This is a genomic window from Limosilactobacillus secundus, from assembly GCF_020784695.1.
GTDB lineage: Bacteria > Bacillota > Bacilli > Lactobacillales > Lactobacillaceae > Limosilactobacillus > Limosilactobacillus reuteri_F.
This window is the reverse complement of the sequence record NZ_JAJGUA010000043.1, coordinates 30,428-50,167: the sequence shown is the minus strand read 5'-3', so window position 1 is coordinate 50,167 and position 19,740 is coordinate 30,428. Positions and strand designations below refer to the sequence as shown.

Genomic DNA, 19,740 nt, shown 5'->3' with positions numbered 1-19,740 from the left:
CTTAGGACAAAACTTCACAGATTATAAGACTTGTTCGTACCGTTTGAGAGTTGCACCAATTCCTACTAAACCAATAACGGCGCCGAGAGCAATAATCGGAAGTGAAGATTCCTCCCCGGTTCGTGGCAAAACATTATTTGTTGTCTTATTCTCAAAAGACTTAGCTAATGAAGGCTGGGCAATGTTATTCAGAGCTGCCTGATCTTTTATTACTCCGTTTGGTTGGACGGTATTTTGCTTGGTTTGCGGAGTCACCAATATTTCTGGTGCTGAGGTTTGATTATCATCATTAACTTCAACTTCTACTATCTGGGCAGGAACCTCATTCGCACGCATACTATTTTCTTGGGCAATATCAACCGTTTCTTGTACAGGCGAAGTATTTTTATCAGCGTCTGCCTGTTTTTCTGTTGCGGAAACAGTAACTTGCTCGCTAGTTAAAATTACCGATCCATCAGGAAAAACAATTAAGACATCTTCAGTATGCTTTCCGGGACGTTGAAGGTCGGCCGCAACTTTAGCATCATCTTTCCACACTACCTTTGTTCCCTGGGGTAGCTTATTTTCTTGTTCATCGCCGGGCAAAGTAATAACAGCTTTATTCTGATGATCATCATTTGCAACCGCAATCGCTGTCGTAACTTTAGGAGCAGGAGTTACTCCTGGCGCAACAGTTAGTGGTTCAAGAGTGATTAGCGAACTATACTTTAAGGCATCAGTTTGTGTAGAAAGTTTCTCTTTTGCTGACGCTAACTTTTCTTGTGAATTTGTCTTATTGAGCATGGCTTGTAAGAGCTTCATTTGCGCATTGATTGCTTGGGATTGCATCACATTGCGCTTATCTTTGGCCTGAGTAAGTAGTTCTTCTTGGAGCGCAAGATTTTGTTTAGCTTGTGACATTGCACTTTCGGCATCTTTAATTTGTTGAGTAGCAGTAATAAGCGGTTGTGAAATCTGCTCTAACTTTTGAAGTAATTCTTGAGCAGCAATGGAGGTTTTTTCGGCCCTTTCAACAGCCGACTGCATTTTATTATGTAATTCGGCTAATCTTTGTTGAATTTTATTTAGAGCTTCCTCGTGATTTTCAATTAAGTTCTTTGTATGATCAATTTTGTCAACATCATACCATTCATTATAATTAGCGGAACTATAAGAATACGATAAACCGTATGAATCGATATTTACCAACCCGATACCATCTTTAGGCTTATAATATTTTCCCTCTCTTTGCGCTGCTGCAAGTTTATATAATTCTTCTAGTTCTTCTTTTACCGTTAATCTTGCTTGCTCAAGATTCCTAATATTATCTTCAAATGGTCTACCCATTTTCAGGTAATTAATGGTTCTCTCGTTTTTGGCAATAATCTTTTTCAATAAATCAATGTTTCCTTGATAGTCATTCGCAAGGAGATTTTCATACGCTTGATTCTTAGAAATTAGGTTTCCTTGATTATCATAAGCAATATAATCAAGCATTGATCCTTCATAAACGCTCAATCCACCACCAGAAAATGCCGTGTATGAAATATTAACTGGTTGTTTCAATAGTTCATAATATTCATCATGAGCGTTAGTTAAAACTTGTTGAGCATTTTCTTTCGTTTGCTCAAGAGATGATAATTGCTCTTTCGTCTGTTTAACTTGATTCTTATTTAGATCAACATTTTGATCCGCGTCTACCAAATTTTGATTAGCAATATTAAGGTCATTATTTGCGGTTGCTACGTCTGTATTTGCTTTATTAACCGCGTCTTGGGCTACACAAACATTTTGCTGAGCTTGTTGGTTCGCATCAAGCAGTGTTTGTTGAATAGTATTTTTACTATTTTGTACTGTCTCAGCTTTGGCGGAATTACTAATGGCCGTCACCCCCGTTGTAACAGCCATCACCGTCGCAGTTGTTGCTAAACTCTTCTTTAATTTACTTTTCTTCATAAATAAAACCCACTTAATTATATTTAAAATTACAAAAGGCCAGTCAGCGCATAACGTTGATTGGTCTTAATAATCTTTATCATTTTAGCATACTTTATACTACTTTCGTGAATGTTCTGGTAAATATCCTGGATAACTAGTAAACAAGAAAAAATGGTTAATCTAATTTATTAAATCCACTATGTTTAAATATAATCTTTTGTTTTCTCTTTACATTTTTTATTCTAATCGCTAAAACAATTATTCTTATTTGAAACCCATATATCTAAAGTAGTAAGTGTGCTTATTATTCCATTATCATTTAATTCCATCCATATTTGATTAGTTCGTTTTTAATCTTTTCATCTTTAATAAAAGAAAGATCATCATATTTATGATTAAAATTTTCTAAAATAAAACGTGAATTCCCATTCGTATTTTCTTGCAGAAAATTTACTAATTGTTTTTTAAATTCTAATTCATCTATTATTCCATTGGTTTCAATAACATGAAATAATCTTTTTGCAGTTTTCTCACTATTTTCATTTAGATATTTAATAATTTTATTAATAGAAATAGAATTACAAAAATCTTTAGTAATATAATTGAATATTTTCAAATGATTATTAAGTAACCATTTGAAAACAAAATTCTCGTAATCAACAAACAATATATTATTTAGATAGAGGTAGTCATTATCTTCAACTGCTTGCTCTATAATTGAATATGCTCTTTCAATATTCTTTGTATCACCTGTACTTATTAAATACCTCGGTAGACTAACGGAACGTGCATAAGAAAAATTCGCATTAGCTTTATCTAATGCCATTGTTACGTTATATTCATCATGCGTATCAACACATAGATTTTTAAATCCTGGCACTTTCTTGTTTAATACTTTTCTGACAAATTTTATATCTGTAGAATCTAAGTTATTAAAATAATCCAAAGGTGATAAGTAGCTATAAGCTTCATAATCAAGTAAATTATTAATCGTCAAATAGCGAATAATTTCGTTTCCTTCTAAAAAGAACTTTATTAATTTTTTATCACTGTTTGACAAATAATTGCTCTCTTTAGCATTCAGTTCTGAAATAACTCTATCTAAATTCCAATTTAGATAATCATTTTCAAATTTCTCAAATTCTGCTATTGTTATTTTTTCGGCAGCTTTGATTGCTACTAGTCTTTTCCTTATTTTTACTTGTAGACTACAAAATTTCTCAAGTTTAGATTCTTTTATACTTGTTTTATTGTAGTCAGAAAAAAATAAATTTTTATAAACTATAATTCCAAATAATTTTTTACAATCAATTTCAATATTTTCTCTTTTTAAATTTTTAAATACTAGATCAAAATCTGCAATTATTGTTTTAATTGTTCTCATATCCATAATAAAATACGAAATTGCTCTTATAATTGGCTCTAAAGATGATAAATTACTACAAAGCACTGAACTTTTAGATCCTTCTTCTTCAAAAAACGAGAATGTTGATTTCAAATTTCTATTAGGAGGGATAGATATACTCGTGTCAAAAAATTTATTTCTTACTTCGGCTTGAGCTAAATAATCCTTACTATCGTTTGTGAATACTGAATCATCCAACTCGTATATAAAAACAACTTTATTTATTAAACCCTGATTGATCCTATCGTTAAGTTCATGTAATCTTTGAAAAATCAATGGTGATGCAAACCGATCTAGATCTTCAAAAACAATTATTTTTTTATGAGATTTTTTAAAATAATATCTAAGTTCATCATTAAATAGCAAAAACAAATCAACATTTTTATTATTAGCTAATTCAACTTCAGTCTTTAATCCTCCAACATTATAGCTTTCCTTAATACTTTTTATCTGTTTTCCGCTTATACTATCGTAAATTTTCCAAGAAAATACTACATAAAAAATTAATAATATAAAAACTATACTCCACATATTATTTACTAGTTCTAAAATTTGTTTAACGAATAATTTTTCAATTACATAAAGCGATAATAAAATAATTACCAAAAATTTAACTATAGATCCATAACGTCCAATTCTGAATAATCTTGATTTTGAATAGTTAGCAGGTTCTTTATCTGATAATAAATAATTTATTATAATTCTTTGTAAGTCATTTGTTATTTCTTCTTGATTTTTATTTAAATTAATAAAATTAGAAATAGATATGTATTCATAATCAAGGATTTTTCTAAAAAAATTAAAATTAAAAGTTTTTGTCCTTATTTTTCCTACTAATAAATTATAAAGTCTTATGAAAAAAGGATATTCATTTTCACGCTGTTTTAAATAACTCTTCAATATTGAACTTTTTCCAATTCCATATGGTCCTATTATTCCTACATTTAAATCATCGTTATTTATAGCATTATCTAATTTTTCTTTATATGTAGGAACATCTAAATCATCTTTAGGAGTAAGATCTCCTAATGTATTATTATCTATACTTCTTCTATACATTTTTCATTTCTTCCTATCCATCCTATATTTAATGCCAAAAACGCACCTCTTCCACAAGAAGTGCGTTTTCATTTCTACCTATTTATATTATTCTTCAAATGCCTTTAGCTGTTTCCAAAACATTGGGAGCAAGAATAACTGGAGGAATAGTACACAGCCAGTAAGGACACTTGTATAACTGAAGAAGATCAATTCTGAAAATAAGTCGGCTAAGATTACGACCGCGATACAAAGCTGGCCAACCGTTAACCATTCTCGCTTAACTTTATTAGCTGAGAAGATCATTACTAATTGGATTGCTACTAAGACTGCTTGAATCAACTGTAGTAAAAATAGTGAATGCATTTTATATCTCCTAACTAAAAATTATCCTCGTACATTTTACTACACGTTATGAATTTTTTAATTACAGCTTTTTTACATCTATTTAACAACTGTTGAAACCTTTTTCTTTGTAGTATACTTGCGCCACAAGGTTTGTAAATAATAAGCAGCATAACAAACAATTACAAAGGGAATCGTACAATACAAGGCAATTCGTTGTTGCGGATCAAACCAAATTAAGATACAAGAAAGGCTGCTAGCAATAAACGCAAACCATGGAACAATCGGATACCATGGCGTGCGATACTTTAACTCACTTAACTGGTGACCAGCTGCTAAAAAGCGGCGACGGAAAATGAGTTCACATAGGGAAATCGCAATCCACACAAAGACAACCGCTAATCCAGAAACAGAAACCAAGACTAAATAGACTGTTCCAGCCGCATAGATGCTAGAAAGCAAAGCTAAAACCCCACCAAGCATACTTAAGAGCAATGCGAAAACCGGAATCCCGCGCTTATTGGTTTTGGCAATAACAGCCGGAATCGTTCCTTCATTAGCTAATGACCATAACATCCGGGTTGATGCGTATAGACCAGAATTAGCGGCAGAGATAATCGCGGTGAGGACGACAAAATTCATTAAATCAGCAGCATATGGAATTCCAAGTTGGCTAAAAATGTAGACAAATGGACTTTGCGTTACCTCCGCCTTTTGATAAGGAATCAAAGAAGCCATAACAATCATGCTCCCAACAAAGAAAATCACTAGCCGCCATAAAGTAGTATGGATCGCCTTAGGAAGGGTCTTTTCAGGATGCTTAGTTTCTCCCGCGGTGATGGCGATTAATTCAGTCCCAGAGAAAGCAAAATTAACCGTTAACATCGTCATAAATAAGCCGCTAAAGCCACCTGGGAATAGGCCATCCTTAGTAAAATTATTTAGCAAAGGCGCATGATGATAACCTTGAATCGGGATAAGACCAATTACTGCTAAAGCCCCTAACAAAATAAACGCGCAGATTGCGACTACTTTAATCACCGCAAACCAAAATTCACTTTCCGCAAATGCTTTGACAGTAAAAATGTTAGATAAGAGGATAATAATGATAAATAACAAGCTCCACCACCAAACCGGAATCTGGGGAAACCAGCGCTTCATAATTAGGCCAGCTGCGGTAAATTCGGAGCCCATCGCAATCGTCCAGGTCAACCAATAAAGGATCGCAACGGTAAATCCAGTAGCAGGCCCAATCAGATTTTTGGCGTAAACATGAAAAGCACCCGTATATGGCATCGCAACACTCAGCTCACCTAAACATAGCATGACGGCATAGACAATTAAAGCACCAAGCAAATAAGCAATAACGGTTCCCAACGGCCCAGCCTGATGAATCGTGTAACCAGAACTCAGAAATAGGCCGGTCCCAATTACTCCCCCAAGCGCAATCATCTGGATATGACGAGCACTCATTTCACGAGCTAAATGCGTTTTCTTAGTCATGATGGGCTCCTCCTTCCAAGTACTCATCTAAGGCAGCAATATCTTGTGGCGTAGTAGTGCAGCATCCTCCAACAATTGTTAATCCAGCCGCGAGCCATTGTGGTAAGTAATCAACCAAACCGCGACGTCCATGGGGATAGCTCCACGTTTTTGTTGTCGGATCATAAGTCGCACTTGAATTAGGATAAGCAATAACCGGTTTATCAGTTGCCTGATGGATTGTCTCAATGGCAGCTGTTACCTCTTCTAATGGAATACAATTTACGCCAACCGCAAAAACATTTGGATACTTCGCAACGGTACAGGCAGCAACTGCTAATGGTGTTCCATCTGGCAAACACGTGGAATCTTTCAAGGAAAAACTGACATAGCATAGGGTATCGGAAGCCAGTTCTTTGACAAGGTCCAATTCTGCTAATACTTCATCTAAGCGTGGCTGGGTTTCAATCGCGATCACATCAACACCAACCGTTAAAATATCAGTTAATCGTGGCCGATGAAATTGTTGATATTCGGTTGTACTGAGATGATAATCACCAGTATATTCACTCCCGTTGGCAAGATAAGCGCCATAAGGACCAAGCGCGCCCGCAACATAGTTATAAATACCGGTTTCCTGCTGATATTCATCACGCGCTTCTTTAGCCAAGACGACTGCTCGCTGAATCAATGAATGGGCCTCTTGTTTTGAATAACCGTTCTTTATGAATGCCGGAACATTTGCCTGGTAGGTATCAGTAATCGCTAACCGGGCACCCGCTTTAAAATATTCCTGGTGAACTTTTTTAACTAATGCTGGCTGGTTAGCTAAAACACTCGCCGTCCATAATGAGTTATTGGTATCAGCACCTAATTGCTCCAAAGCCGTTGACATTGCGCCATCAATTAGTAATGGTTTATTCAATTCTGCCGTAATTTTTGTCATCTTTATCCCCTCCTCGTAAATAAAAAAGCCCCTCAAAAAGAAACTAGTCTTTTCAAGGGACGATCAATACGCGGTACCACCCAAATTCAGGAAAGTTAAAATCCTGCACTCAAACAAACTTATTCATAGTAATAAATTTGCAGCTTGGGTAACGGTAGCAACGCCGTGATCTGCTAATTATTCACCGATCAATCGCTCACGAACCATCTTCACTAACTCTAGAAATACTGCATTGCACCAGCCACAGTTCTCTGATAAATCTATCATTAGTTACTCATTCGATCTCAGCGAATTCTCATATAAATTACGATTAGTATAACGAGTGAGGGCGAATTCGTCAAGGGTGTTTTTAATGTGATTTTAATTTAGAATAAATATTAACGATTCAAAAACTTACTTTAATTCTGCTACTCCACCTTTAGCAATATGGTTGCCTTCATTTCCAAGAACTTCTTCAATACTAAATTTAAGGTGCCTAACAGTAAATTTGTGATTAGATAACATTGTTACACTTCCGCTACGACTATTGCCTGGATTAATTGCTTCTGTACCAACAATAGTATCAACAGCACCACCATCAGGACTTGGAGTTTCTGTCGAAAACTCTTGTCCATTATCATCTTCTGGCATCCAAATAGTATATTGAGGGTTAACTGCTTTTTTACTACTATTCTTTACTAGGTAATTTACTTTAACTTGATAATAATGATTATTTAATTCTTTGTATGCCTCATCAATACCACTGTTATCTGGCTTATTCGCCTCACTCTTCTTCATCTTTTGATATTCAACACTAGTAATCTTAAACCGAAGTGGTCCTACTGAACTTGTCCATTTATTTGGCGCTGCTTTATAATGATTAACTTTCACGGGTAACTTCTTGGTCACATGACCATTATCACTTTTGGCAATAACGGTGTAATTACCTGTATCATTTAATCTTATTTCAGCTTTACCATTTTTAGTCTCTGATTTCCCTTGGATTACCTTATTTTTGCTATTTTTAACTTCGTATGTAGTCCCCTTATTAGCAGTAAGAGTTACTTTAGCATACCAATCTGGAGTCATCATAACTTTCGAATGATTTAAGCTTGCCTTAAACGGTTTGCCATTACTATCACGACGATAGAATATCATCCCTGCAACAATTACAACAATAATCACTAATATTAAAACTAGCCATTTCCAGTATTTTTTCATTTTTACTCCCTCTCTAAGAAATAATATAATAATTTCATGCCATAAAAAAATGGTCAATCAGCGTAATACTTTGCGTCGATTGACCATTAAGTTTTAAAGCCATTTTATTGTACCAAATTCTAGAAATGATGGCTAAATGATCTTAGCTGTTTTAATTCAATAATTTGTGCAAAAAAATTGAATAAATTAAAAGGCATCCTCACTCTAGAAGAATACGGGGATGCCTGTTTCATGACAAAACTTATAACCTCATTTAATCACTAATTGAACCTTTTTCTGGATTTCTTCAAACAAATCAGCCGGCATTGTTTCTACAAATTGCCATTTGCGTTGATGAAAGTCAAATGCCTTTAATTGTTCAACATAAACTGTTCCATTTGTCTATGTGCGATTATCTAATTGAACGTGTAAAGGATAGTCTTCACCCTTAAGGCCATACAAATGGGCACCGTTCATACTTTCTGGACTCTACAATAGCTGATATTGGTATAGCAAGTAATATTTCTATATTAATACCAAATATTGTAAAACCATAATAATAGAATTACTAAATACCATTTTAGGTAACTCATGCTTCTATTTTTCAATCCATACTGTTATTACCTACTTACATCTAGAACTTATTTAATTATTGACATCAAATTAAAAATCTTTAAGGAATTCATCCCATTTTTCAAATTGTTCAAAAGTTTCTTCTTGCTGATTAAAACTTTCTTTTAGAAATTTCTTCAATAAACTGTTATTAGGAAACCTTGGATTTAATACAATAGATTTTGTACTTTTAGTTTTTAATTCACTCAGAACCTCTTCTTGATCATTAAGTTCTCCTGGATATAAAGCAGCTACATCTATAACTTGATGATCTTCATTTTTTCTATGAAATAAATTATATTTTTGGTAACTATCAGCCCTAAAAGGATAAGGGCTTAAAAGTTGGTAGCGGTATGCATTGAGTTGCTCTACTATTCCAGCTTTCCCAAAATTATTCATATTCTTTAATCGTCTATATTTAGTATCCAAGATAATTGTAGATTGAAAAATCATGTTTTTATCATAGATTTCAATTCTAATATCGGGTCTATTATGAGGGCTACTATGCCATAGTGGATTTGAAAGCGTAACTTTCTCCTCTTCTTCAGGAAGAACTTCATCATCATACTTGATTTTTAGGTACATAAAATGCTTATACATACCATTGGTTTTCATTTCAACACAAGTTCCAGGCTTAAGTTCTTGAAAATCCAAATCAACATTATCAAAAATCCATCCTTTTACTGGAGTAAATCCAAGACTCTTAAGAGCTTCAATAACTTTAATATATCCCCAGATTTCATATAAAAGATCTGTTCGATGCCAGTAATACTGATATTGTCTGCTAAATTGCGGTTGAAAATTAGAAATATGCTTTAGTTTCCAATTCAAGTCCTTAAAAAATATATATCGATAATCTAAATATGCATTACTAATTCCCCTTTCTTTTTGAACTATTTGAACTTTCCGAAGCCATCCTTCCTTTAATAAATAATTTAACTTAGATGAATATTTTTGAAGTAATGTAAAATCTTTTTTTAGATCTGAACTCATCAAATTTTTAGGAATTTTCCCTATACTCTTTTTGACATTCATTATCACTTGTAATATTTCTAACAGCAATCTTTTCAAAACTCTATTTTCTGAAATATCAACTGTAGCATGAAAATCTTTAAGGTATAATTCTTTATCATACTTTTTAATACTCATTTTTTTTATCGATTTGTTATCTAAATTCCTTTTCTTATTTCTAGTCCAATGATAATATGATCCAGCTCTTACCCTTGGTGAATGAGATAAAAAGTAAGTATTTAAATTAAAATCTTTATAACTATTATTTAATATAGTTAAAGCTTCAATCTCCTCAAATGTTAAAAAAGAAGAATAATTTGAAAGGCTTCCATTAGTATTTGCATGGAATGAACGTGCTAATCCTTTGACTGTATTTTCAACATCTTGCTTCATAACTTCTAATAAATTTTCCGTTAAAAATTTAGGCTTTATTTTAAGCCAACTATATTTTACGGTTGATTGATTCACTAATTTTAATCGATAAAGACCTGGCAAATATTTATTCTCATTTTCGTTATGGTTATAGATATAATAAGGATCATCACTTGGTGTAATATATATTCCATTAGCATCTTTCACGATACGTTCATCGTGGATAAGATCGAGTCCATCCATATATAATTTACTACCTTCAGGTGCATGAAATATTAACTCCCATTCTGAATTTTCAAATATTTCTTGAAAATTATTATTAAGTTCATCAATGCTAAACTCAAATATTTTTCTTTTATAACTTTTATTTATCAAAAAAATATTATCTTGCATAACCATTCACAACCAATTCTCTTACTTTAACTTGAAGCACTTTACGACTTACTTCAAATTGAGATAAATCTGCATACTTATCAAGTATCTCAATGATTTTCCCGTTTAATTTATGATCTTTTTCATTATAAGAAATTAAATTCGAAAGCATCGTATCTGTCCCTCTTAATTTAGTCAAGATACGTTCAGACACTTGCCAATCGAATGCTTCATCAATTTTTTTAAAGTAGTTTGAAGGTAATCTATTCAAAAATTTTTCAATAAATTTAACATTTCGCCAGCTAACTCCAATATTAGGTAATTCATGATTCAGTGCCTCATGGAGCTCCCATAGAAAGTTTAATTGAGTTGTATTCAATTTGATATCATGAGCTGAGTGATTTAAAAGACTTACTGGAAATTTATGCCAGTTCTTTTCCTCTTGTTTTTGCTTTAAATTTTCTAGTTTCATATTTTCAATTTCATAAAATGGAATCGTATTAAGCTCAATAATATTTGCTCTATCTATCAACTTATCGGAAAGTTCAAAAGTAGATTCATCTATATTCATTGTTCCAATAAATCTTACATTTTCTGGAATCATGATTCTGGCATGATAGGTTGAACTATTATATAAGCGTGCTTCTAAATAGTCACTGTACAGAGTTAAATATCTTTCATCACTGTCTCTTTCTAAAACGGATAAGAACTGTGAAAAATAATATTCAATTCTTGATAAATTCATTTCATCTAAAACAATTAGATAAATTTGATCACTATTTTTCTTTGCATCAATTAACGTGTCAACAAGCCCCGTATCACTCGGTCGATAATTATTACTGATAGTATCAGCAAATCCTAACAAATCGGAATCATCTTGCCAAGAAGGTTTAACAGATATAAATTTAAAACGGTTCTCTGAGTTTTTATCAATACCTAAAGCCTCAGCATATGCTCTTATTATCCTTGATTTACCAGTACCACTAAGTCCAGCAAGTATAGTTAATAAATTAGATTTAATTGAGGTATGAAGTTTTACAATATCATCTTGATCAAGTAATAATTGATATTTTGATGACCTAAGCACGTTATTAAATTGATCTAAAAATAGCAAATCAGGATCTTGAACCTTGCTATTTTCTACCATATTGTCTTTACTTTCTGTAAGTAATGAGTAACGTGTTGCAAAATTATCCAGTTGATCTCCTTTTAAATATCGAGTAGGAATAAACATAATATTATGTCTAATATCACTACTATCTCCATTATCATAATAATAATTATCCATTTGACTATTATTAGTTATTTTTCGGATTGTTATTGGGTTATTATCATCTGGCTTTTGGTATTGAACACTCTCTATACCATCTGTATTAATTGCAGTAACATCTTCAAACAATATTAAGTTCGAATTTTCATCTTTTGAGATCATAAATGAACTAATACTATCTTTTTTATCACTAATTAGATTAACAGCACGAGAACGAATTGTCTCTCCAATTAATAACTTATCACTCAATTTTTTAGAATCATCAAAAAATATAGGTACTTCTTCAAAGGTATCATTAACAGAAAAATCACTATTTCGTATATGAGTTCTTATATCATAAGCATGTGGGTTATCAAATTCCCTGTCATCAATTTTAAAAATAAAAATTTTATCATTTAAATAATGCCTTAAGGTTAACTTCCTAGTATCTTCATCATCATAATAATTATCTTGAAAGCCCATTTTGGCTAACTCATTAGGAAAAACATGAATTTGTTTATCTCGATATTCTTTATCCAGTGAATTCAAGACTTGTAAATTAAACATTACGTTTTTATTCTTATCAGTAAAAACTCCTCCCTCATCTGAAATAGTTCCATCTTTTTCCTTATGGTTCCATACACCAATAAATAATTGATTCATTATTACTCCTCATTTCGCTATTTAGTGTTATTTAATACATTTTCAAGCTCATTTATATTGTGAACATATTGAATTTTGCTTTTATTAACTTTTTCACTTATTTCAATAATATCTTTACGAGTTACTTCACTATCAAAAAATATTATTCCCGTATATTTATCTATTGGATAATTCAATTGCTGAATTATATCTTCAATAGAAGAATAACCTATAATCTGTTCATCATTAAAAATACTATATACACTATTAGAAACTGCTATTTTAAATTCAGTATTCACTGGTATTTTTATAGAACCATATTTAAATCCTATAGGCATCCCAATTAATAAAAACCTCTTACAAGTTAATTCGGTTAATTTCCCCTGTAATTTGTTTCTATCTGCTTTTATTAATGAATTTTCTTTTCTTAGACTACTTATATTTTCCTTTAAACTATGTATTTTTAACATTAATTGTTTATTTTCTTTTTCCGTGAAATTATTGTCATTATCGGCACTTCTTTTTAGTTTCAGTTCACTCTCAATTTTATTTATCTTTTGTTGTAAGTTTATTATTTGTTCTTTCTGCTTAGCTATCAATTGTTTTTGCTTTTGATTATCTTTTTTTAGAAGAACGTCCTCTTTTTTTAATTTTTTAATAGTTGCTAAATTTGCTTGTTCTTTTTCATTTATAGATTTTATTTTTAGTTTTTGCTTTTCAATTATTTTATCTAAGTTTGTTTTTTCTATATTACTTTTAATTACTGTAGTTTTATTTTTCAATTCATACTTTTTTATTTGGAGATATTTTTGCTTATAATCTTCAAATTTTTTATCATCATTTTCTAAATAACTTTTACTTAAATTCCTAAATAACTTTGATTTTTCATTATCATTGTCATTAGAATCGTTAACTATCCTTGTTATTTCATTAATAATTGCTTTCTTTACTTTTAATGATACATTTTTCTTTAAGGCTTTATTCACCAAATAATTTTTATATTGAGTATTTAAATTTTTCGTTGGCGATCCTAATAAGCCACCCGATTCTTTGACTATATTTAAAAAATATTTATTTGGAATGTTTTTTATTAAAAATTCCAAGTTTTGATCACTGTATTCCAATTAAACTCCACCTTATTTCAATAAAATACAATAATATTTTACCGTAATTACTCTCAAATTCAAACATATGTTTTGAAACAATTTGTATATTAAACATAAGCAGTCAATCATAACTACTAATCAAACGGGAAGCATATTGGCCATATTCCTATTACTTTAAGATACTAATTTGGGCCCTGCTTACACACTCAACAAGTCTTGAAGATATTAATAATAGTACGTATTGAAAAACTTGGGGTTATGAGTTACCAAAAATAGTAATTCATAACCCTGTTATTATTTACTGAATTTTACTTGAACTTTTTTGACCATAATATATAAAACCTTCCTCCCCTTGTCTTCGCAGTTCGGTAAATGATCAAAAAATGCTTGAATTATTTGTAGTTATTTAAATAGTTCTAGTTTGCAGTTACCACTAAAGTATAAAAATACGGTTTCCTGTCCTGTTTGCTTGTTGGATAAATTAAAAGGCATCCTCAATAAAAGAATACAGGGATGCCTATTTCATGACAAAACTTATAACCTCATTTAATCACTAATTGAACCTTTTTCTGGATTTCTGCAAACAAATCAGCCGGTATTGTTTCTACAAATTGCCATTTGCGTTGATGAAAGTCAAACGATTTTAATTGCTCAACATAAACCGTTCCATTTGTCTGTGTGCGATTATCTAATTGGACGTGTAAAGGATAGTCTTCACCATTAAAAGTGCCATGCGAAATAGGAACTACCCATGCAAAAGGTGAAGTTTCCGAAAGAATATCATTACTAATTACCACAGCTGGGCGACGCTTTTGAATTTCTGCTCCTGCCGAAGGATCAAAGTTAATATAAATAATACTTCCTCGCTTTAGTTTAGTAGCTTCATTCGTCTTTACCACAACTCTTCACCTTCTGGATCATGGCTATCCCAATCTTGCAAATCAGTTGGTGTTTCGTATTTACCATGCCATCCCTTAAAAAGTTCAGCCATGGTTTCGGGTACCTTTTTAGTTGGTGTTAATTTCAATGAACCATCAGATTCTTTACTAAACCGATATTCTGTACCGGGCTCAACACCTAGCGACTTAGGGATTGTTACTACCACTGCATTTCCTTGAATTCTAGCTTTTGTAGTATCCATATACTCACATCCTATCATCAACTTTCTTTTATTATATCATTTGTAATTAAAAAAGTAATTACATTTTTGTGAGAATGCTTTAATTTCTATTATTAACAACACTCCCAAATCCTATCTCATAATCTTCCAATCTATCTCGATCCAATATAACTCCACTATTAAGATGACCAATGGATAAATTAATACTTTCCTTACCATCAGGAAGTTTAGTAACAACACGAAATTCTGATTGATTGCTAAAAATACTACTCTTACAAAAAACTGGTGAAAAATTTTTAGTATTTATAAAATCAATTGTTTTATCATAATAATAAACAGGACCATACGCTAATTTATTATTAGCTAATAATTCAATTAGATCTACGCTATCTACCATCATTATTTCACACTTTTTTCCTTTTTCGTCTTCAGTACTGTTGAGGAAATTCAAAATATGTTCACGTAATTTCTTACCAAATGATGCTCTTATTATATTTTCTTCTTTTTTACAATCAAATTTAGATAGCGGCAGATACATAAAACAACATATACCCGTTGATTTTTTCTGCTCCTCTGTTATCGAAAAATTAATACGTGCTTTAATATCACGCAGTGGCATAATTTTATTCTCTCTATTACCACTTCTTAAACGAATAAAAGCATTTGCCATTGGTATTGAAATGTTCATTACTCCTTCATTTTTGTCAGCAATTCCCCCTTTTTCAAAAATATATTTCCAATTCTATCCTATCTCAAACGTACGTTCAGAAGGTTGCAGTTAAAAAGTCTTCAATTCCTAGAGTATTCCCTAATAATTGAAGACTTCTTACATTAACTACAAACTTCCTGCTTCTTGTTGAATAACCTTGGCTGACAATGCGTTACTAAGCGATACAGCCTGGTCAATACTCATTTCTTTTTGCAAACCGGCGATTACACCACCGCAATGGGTATCACCTGCACCAATAGTATTTACGACCTTCACTTTTTCGCCGGGGATTAATCGACCACCATGCTTATCATATAGATAGGTTCCCTTTGCTCCCAAAGTAATCATTACAGGAGCATGGGTTTTATTATAAATATCTGCAGATTGTTCTTCTAAAGTATCTTTATTGCTTAAATAACCAATCTCATCTTGATTAGCATTCACTATTGTATTCGCTTTCAAAATTTTAGATAAAATATTCTTACTAATATGACTAATACGGGGAGAAGCATCAAATAAAAGATATGATCCTTTATTACGTTTACTTAAATTGCTCAAGATAACCTTAGCAGCTTGTTCATCCTCAATCTCATAACCACTTAAATAAAAGTAATCATAATCACCTAAATTAATCTTATCAAACCACTCATCTTTCCAGCACTGTTCAATTCCTGAAACAGTAATAAAAGTTCTTTCACCAGACGGCTCGATCAAACAAAGATCCCAACCATTATCCTTTCTTTGATCACGTAATAAAACTGGAATAGAACGTTTTTCCATTACTTTTTGGACAATTTGTGCATATTGACCATTACCAATGGGGACAAATAAATCAGCACTACCTTTTCCAAGAGAATGTTTAATTGCACCATAAACATTAAAAGCACAACCACCAACATCATTAGATTTAAAATCAGCAGTAATATCTCCACCAGATGTAGGTATATTAGGAACATCCATAATTACATCAACAAATGCAGCGCCAATTATTAAGCTTTTCTTGTTCATGCAGTTTCATCCCCTGTCTTATCTTTCTTTACAAATAGAGAAATCACAAACATTACAACAATAGCGGCAATTCCCGAAACGAAAACAGCCAAACTACTATTATTTTCAAAGATACCATATGCAAATGGCCCTCTATAAGCGGCATTAGAAGTAAATAAGAACCCAAAGACGGTTGCAATAATCCACGAAATAATTCCTGGCCAATTATAATGAACAGGAGAATCTTCCTTCATCAAAAAGACATCATATCCATCATGACGGTAAATAACATTATCAACTAAGAAAATTGCTACCCATGAGGCTAAACAAATTCCTAAGAAGTTCAGGAACAATTCAAAGTTAGTTAAAAAGTTACCTGAAATGAATAAAACATAAACAGAAATTACAATAATAATTAAGGCATGAATAGTGAGCGATGTTTTTTGACTGACCTCAATCCCAATTGTCGAAAGATTGATTCGAGCTGAACGAAATGATACTAAGCATTGTGGAATAATACCACCCGCAGCTACTAAGAAGTACAAAAATCCAAACCAGCCAGGAATAGCATTATACATTACTTGATATGGGTCACTAGCAGTAGCCAAGCTTGGAGAAATTGTACTAAGTAAAACTCCACCAGCCATCAGAATAAACAGAGGCGTGGCTGCTCCTAACGTGGTATTCCAAAACGTTGCTGATAGTCTAGTATTAGGCCGTACATAAGCGCCCCAATCAGCAGCAGCCATCGACCATGAAATGCTTGAACCAGCAGCAATAAATGCTACAGCTGGCAACCATCCTGTTAACCAACTACCTGATTTCATCGTAAATGCTTCATGCCAATTAGCATTCATCAGAAACATAATTAACATTACAAGTGTTAATGCACCAAAAATCCAACTTAACCATGTTTGAATTTTGGCTAATGTGTCTTCCTTAAAAACACCTGATAGAATAACTAATCCCGCAAAAATCACTAAACAAATAAACTTTGCAAAAACAGTTTGTGGAATTTTAATTGTTTTTAACATAGCGGAAAACAGAAGTGTCCCAGTAATAACATTAACGGCTAACCAACCGACCATATTTAACCAGGCCATAAAGTTCGGAATCTTATTACCATAAGTTCCAAAGGCTGCCCGACTCATTTTAAAAGTTGTTACACCTTCGCGACGACCAATCATTGCTACCCATCCTGGGATAGCAAATGTCAATGCACCAATTAGGGCCGCGGAAATTGACTGCCAGAATGATAAATGATAACTAACTATGATTGCACCATAAACAAATCCCATAATCCCAATATTAGCGGCAAACCAATTATAGAATAGTTTACCAGGACTTAATGTTTTATCTTTTTCGGGAACTTTAACAAAATCATTATCCATTAGAATCACACCCCGTATTCTACATCAAGCGTTAAAAGCAGCAATCTTATTAGCAAATTCCTTTATATTATGTTGTGGGTTTTTACTATCAATTAATTTCTTCCATTCTTCCGGGATAGCACTAGCACCATTTTTAGCACCACAAATTGCAGTTGCCATTGCTCCGATCGTATCAGTATCACCACCTAAATTAGTACAGATAATCGCACTCTTCTTTACATCTTTTGCATAATAAGCAATTGCAACAGCGGCAGGAATACTCTCAGAAATCATCGTCCCTGTTCCCACAGTATCGTAAATTGCTCGGCTAAATGCTTCATCATTACCCTCATACTTTTTTGCAAGTGATAAACCTATTTCTAAGCGTTCTTTATTGTGAGCTGCCCAAGTTGGTGCTCCCAATTTAAATCCAGCGTTATTGGCTTTCTCCGCATATTCAATAATTTCATCCCAGCTGTAATCAGCAACAGCAGCCGTTACTGCACCAGCAATCATTGCTGCACCACTAATTGCAACATCACTAGAATGGGTAATCTTAGTAACCTCATAAACCATTTGAATGAGGTCGTCAAGTTGTTCTGGAGTATATAGTGTCCCAATCGGTGAAATACGCATTCCGCACCCATTTGTTAATGCTGATTTTGTAACTTCAGAAGGATCTTTCCCTTCCTTAACCAAGGTAAGAGCCGCTTTGCTACTTGGTCCTAAAATATTATTAGTCCACGCCCCAACACGGTCAGCCCACTGCATAATATGTTTAACAAGCACTTTCGTGTTTGGTTGCCAATCAGTCTCAATTAGGGCATCTAGGATAGCGAATGCCTGATTAGTATCATCTGTATACTCTCCAGCCTTGAAGTTAATTGCAATGTCATTATCTTCTGTTCCATCTAAAAAGGTTGTAATATTTTTACCAAATTTTGCTTGAATTTTTTGGATTGGCCATAATTCGGTAGGCATTCCCATTGCATCACCAATTGCTTGGCCATATAATGCACCTAAAATTTTATCTTTATTTCTCATCACTATGCACTTCCCTACATACCAAGTGTTAAATCAAATTCTGCATAATTACTGTAAATAACCTTAACGTTTTCAACAACTTCACCACTTTGATCATGAACGATTCCTTCAGCCTGTAATAAAGCTGCTTTTTCACTACAATCAAGCAATTTTGCTTCTTCTTTATTAGCAGAAATTGCTGTCATTCGAAGAGATGAAGTTGAAGGATAAGTCTTGTATTCTTGTCGAATTACCTCATATAATGATTGCTTTGAAAAATCATACTTATCTAATCCAGGAAACTTTTTTAAACTAATAATTGATTCATCAAGTGTCATCGGGGTTAAGCTTTGATCAGTTTTAATCAATCGTAACCGCCGAAGAATATATTGATCCTTATTAACCTTAGCTGAAATAATCTTATTTACTGCCTCTGCTCCAATTTGATGAGCATAGTCGGTAAAACCTTTGAAATTAAATAATTTTACATGAGGTTTTGTTTGATGAACAAAAGATCCTTTACCTTGAATTTTTTCTATAAGATTCATCTGTTCAAGATCCTTGAGAGCTTTTTGAACAGTCGATCTAGTAACATTAAAAGCTGACGCATATTCTGCTTCTGAAGGCAGCTTATCTCCAACCTTCCTATTTGTAAAAATATCATTTTGAATTGCTGAAACTATTTGCGCACGCAAATTACTATTTCTATCTAAATACATTTTTCTCATCCTTACCACTTGAGTACTCAAGTACATATTAACACTAATCACTATTTTTGCAAGCGCTTTCTAGATAAGAAATAAATAAACAGCTCATGCCAAAGTCCAGGCACAAGCTGCTTAGTAAATTATGATA

At 32.6% G+C, this 19,740-nt stretch carries 16 protein-coding genes and 1 other annotated feature; all 16 genes read right to left on the bottom strand.

Translation table 11 applies throughout. The annotated features are described in order from the left end of the window. Positions 1-21 precede the first annotated feature (21 nt). The 16 genes from LMB57_RS08300 to LMB57_RS08225 all read right to left on the bottom strand — a co-directional run bounded on the left by LMB57_RS08300 (position 22) and on the right by LMB57_RS08225 (position 19,604). Positions 22-1,935, bottom strand: coding sequence for an LPXTG cell wall anchor domain-containing protein (locus tag LMB57_RS08300; RefSeq protein WP_229278195.1), 1,914 nt, complete (start codon positions 1,933-1,935; stop codon positions 22-24). 301 nt (positions 1,936-2,236) lie between these two features. Continuing rightward, the gene (locus LMB57_RS08295; protein WP_229278194.1) at positions 2,237-4,381 is read right to left on the bottom strand and encodes a YobI family P-loop NTPase; all 2,145 of its coding nucleotides are present in this window, start codon (positions 4,379-4,381) and stop codon (positions 2,237-2,239) included. Positions 4,382-4,468: 87 nt separating this feature from the next. Next, entirely contained in the window at positions 4,469-4,726 is a 258-nt protein-coding gene (locus tag LMB57_RS08290; RefSeq protein WP_003667061.1) for a hypothetical protein, read from the bottom strand. Positions 4,727-4,804: 78 nt separating this feature from the next. Beyond that, the gene (locus LMB57_RS08285) at positions 4,805-6,208 is read right to left on the bottom strand and encodes an amino acid permease (protein ID WP_229278193.1); all 1,404 of its coding nucleotides are present in this window, start codon (positions 6,206-6,208) and stop codon (positions 4,805-4,807) included. After that, entirely contained in the window at positions 6,201-7,133 is a 933-nt protein-coding gene (gene mmuM, locus LMB57_RS08280) for a homocysteine S-methyltransferase (RefSeq protein WP_229278192.1), read from the bottom strand. The genes LMB57_RS08285 and mmuM overlap by 8 nt, the downstream gene beginning before the upstream one ends. 52 nt (positions 7,134-7,185) lie before the next feature. Then, positions 7,186-7,428: a binding site (T-box leader), on the bottom strand. Between the two features lie 98 nt (positions 7,429-7,526). Further along, complete coding sequence (locus tag LMB57_RS08275; RefSeq protein WP_229278191.1) at positions 7,527-8,333, bottom strand: DUF4352 domain-containing protein; 807 nt, start codon at positions 8,331-8,333, stop codon at positions 7,527-7,529. Positions 8,334-8,975: 642 nt separating this feature from the next. Then, positions 8,976-10,706 carry a DUF2357 domain-containing protein gene (locus LMB57_RS08270; protein WP_229278190.1) on the bottom strand — a complete coding sequence of 577 codons (1,731 nt, stop codon included), beginning with the start codon at positions 10,704-10,706 and terminating at the stop codon, positions 8,976-8,978. After that, positions 10,690-12,591, bottom strand: coding sequence for an McrB family protein (locus tag LMB57_RS08265; RefSeq protein WP_229278189.1), 1,902 nt, complete (start codon positions 12,589-12,591; stop codon positions 10,690-10,692). The genes LMB57_RS08270 and LMB57_RS08265 overlap by 17 nt, the downstream gene beginning before the upstream one ends. Before the next feature lie 17 nt (positions 12,592-12,608). Next, complete coding sequence (locus LMB57_RS08260) at positions 12,609-13,694, bottom strand: hypothetical protein (protein WP_229278188.1); 1,086 nt, start codon at positions 13,692-13,694, stop codon at positions 12,609-12,611. A gap of 524 nt (positions 13,695-14,218) precedes the next feature. Beyond that, the gene (locus LMB57_RS08255; protein ID WP_229278187.1) at positions 14,219-14,575 is read right to left on the bottom strand and encodes a type II toxin-antitoxin system PemK/MazF family toxin; all 357 of its coding nucleotides are present in this window, start codon (positions 14,573-14,575) and stop codon (positions 14,219-14,221) included. Beyond that, on the bottom strand, positions 14,569-14,817 hold the full coding sequence (mazE, locus tag LMB57_RS08250) for a type II toxin-antitoxin system PemI/MazE family antitoxin (RefSeq protein ID WP_229278186.1): 249 nt from the start codon (positions 14,815-14,817) through the stop codon (positions 14,569-14,571). The genes LMB57_RS08255 and mazE overlap by 7 nt, the downstream gene beginning before the upstream one ends. Positions 14,818-14,896: 79 nt before the next feature. Then, positions 14,897-15,466 carry a hypothetical protein gene (locus tag LMB57_RS08245; protein ID WP_229278185.1) on the bottom strand — a complete coding sequence of 190 codons (570 nt, stop codon included), beginning with the start codon at positions 15,464-15,466 and terminating at the stop codon, positions 14,897-14,899. 165 nt (positions 15,467-15,631) lie between these two features. Next, the gene (locus tag LMB57_RS08240; protein ID WP_229278184.1) at positions 15,632-16,513 is read right to left on the bottom strand and encodes a PfkB family carbohydrate kinase; all 882 of its coding nucleotides are present in this window, start codon (positions 16,511-16,513) and stop codon (positions 15,632-15,634) included. Continuing rightward, entirely contained in the window at positions 16,510-17,883 is a 1,374-nt protein-coding gene (locus LMB57_RS08235) for a purine-cytosine permease family protein (RefSeq protein WP_229278183.1), read from the bottom strand. The genes LMB57_RS08240 and LMB57_RS08235 overlap by 4 nt, the downstream gene beginning before the upstream one ends. A gap of 24 nt (positions 17,884-17,907) precedes the next feature. Next, positions 17,908-18,906 (bottom strand): ADP-ribosylglycohydrolase family protein, encoded by a 999-nt coding sequence (locus tag LMB57_RS08230; RefSeq protein WP_229278182.1) that lies wholly within the window; start codon positions 18,904-18,906, stop codon positions 17,908-17,910. Positions 18,907-18,920: 14 nt separating this feature from the next. Next, positions 18,921-19,604 (bottom strand): GntR family transcriptional regulator, encoded by a 684-nt coding sequence (locus LMB57_RS08225; protein WP_229278181.1) that lies wholly within the window; start codon positions 19,602-19,604, stop codon positions 18,921-18,923. Positions 19,605-19,740 lie beyond the last annotated feature (136 nt).

Bases quoted from the DNA above. Each gene is read 5' to 3' on its own strand.
- LMB57_RS08300 (WP_229278195.1), bottom strand. From the start codon at position 1,935: ATGAAGAAAAGTAAATTAAAGAAGAGTTTAGCAACAACTGCGACGGTG.
- LMB57_RS08295 (WP_229278194.1), bottom strand. From the start codon at position 4,381: ATGTATAGAAGAAGTATAGATAATAATACATTAGGAGATCTTACTCCT.
- LMB57_RS08290 (WP_003667061.1), bottom strand. From the start codon at position 4,726: ATGCATTCACTATTTTTACTACAGTTGATTCAAGCAGTCTTAGTAGCA.
- LMB57_RS08285 (WP_229278193.1), bottom strand. From the start codon at position 6,208: ATGACTAAGAAAACGCATTTAGCTCGTGAAATGAGTGCTCGTCATATC.
- mmuM (WP_229278192.1), bottom strand. From the start codon at position 7,133: ATGACAAAAATTACGGCAGAATTGAATAAACCATTACTAATTGATGGC.
- LMB57_RS08275 (WP_229278191.1), bottom strand. From the start codon at position 8,333: ATGAAAAAATACTGGAAATGGCTAGTTTTAATATTAGTGATTATTGTT.
- LMB57_RS08270 (WP_229278190.1), bottom strand. From the start codon at position 10,706: ATGGTTATGCAAGATAATATTTTTTTGATAAATAAAAGTTATAAAAGA.
- LMB57_RS08265 (WP_229278189.1), bottom strand. From the start codon at position 12,591: ATGAATCAATTATTTATTGGTGTATGGAACCATAAGGAAAAAGATGGA.
- mazE (WP_229278186.1), bottom strand. From the start codon at position 14,817: ATGGATACTACAAAAGCTAGAATTCAAGGAAATGCAGTGGTAGTAACA.
- LMB57_RS08245 (WP_229278185.1), bottom strand. From the start codon at position 15,466: ATGGCAAATGCTTTTATTCGTTTAAGAAGTGGTAATAGAGAGAATAAA.
- LMB57_RS08240 (WP_229278184.1), bottom strand. From the start codon at position 16,513: ATGAACAAGAAAAGCTTAATAATTGGCGCTGCATTTGTTGATGTAATT.
- LMB57_RS08235 (WP_229278183.1), bottom strand. From the start codon at position 17,883: ATGGATAATGATTTTGTTAAAGTTCCCGAAAAAGATAAAACATTAAGT.
- LMB57_RS08230 (WP_229278182.1), bottom strand. From the start codon at position 18,906: ATGAGAAATAAAGATAAAATTTTAGGTGCATTATATGGCCAAGCAATT.
- LMB57_RS08225 (WP_229278181.1), bottom strand. From the start codon at position 19,604: ATGTATTTAGATAGAAATAGTAATTTGCGTGCGCAAATAGTTTCAGCA.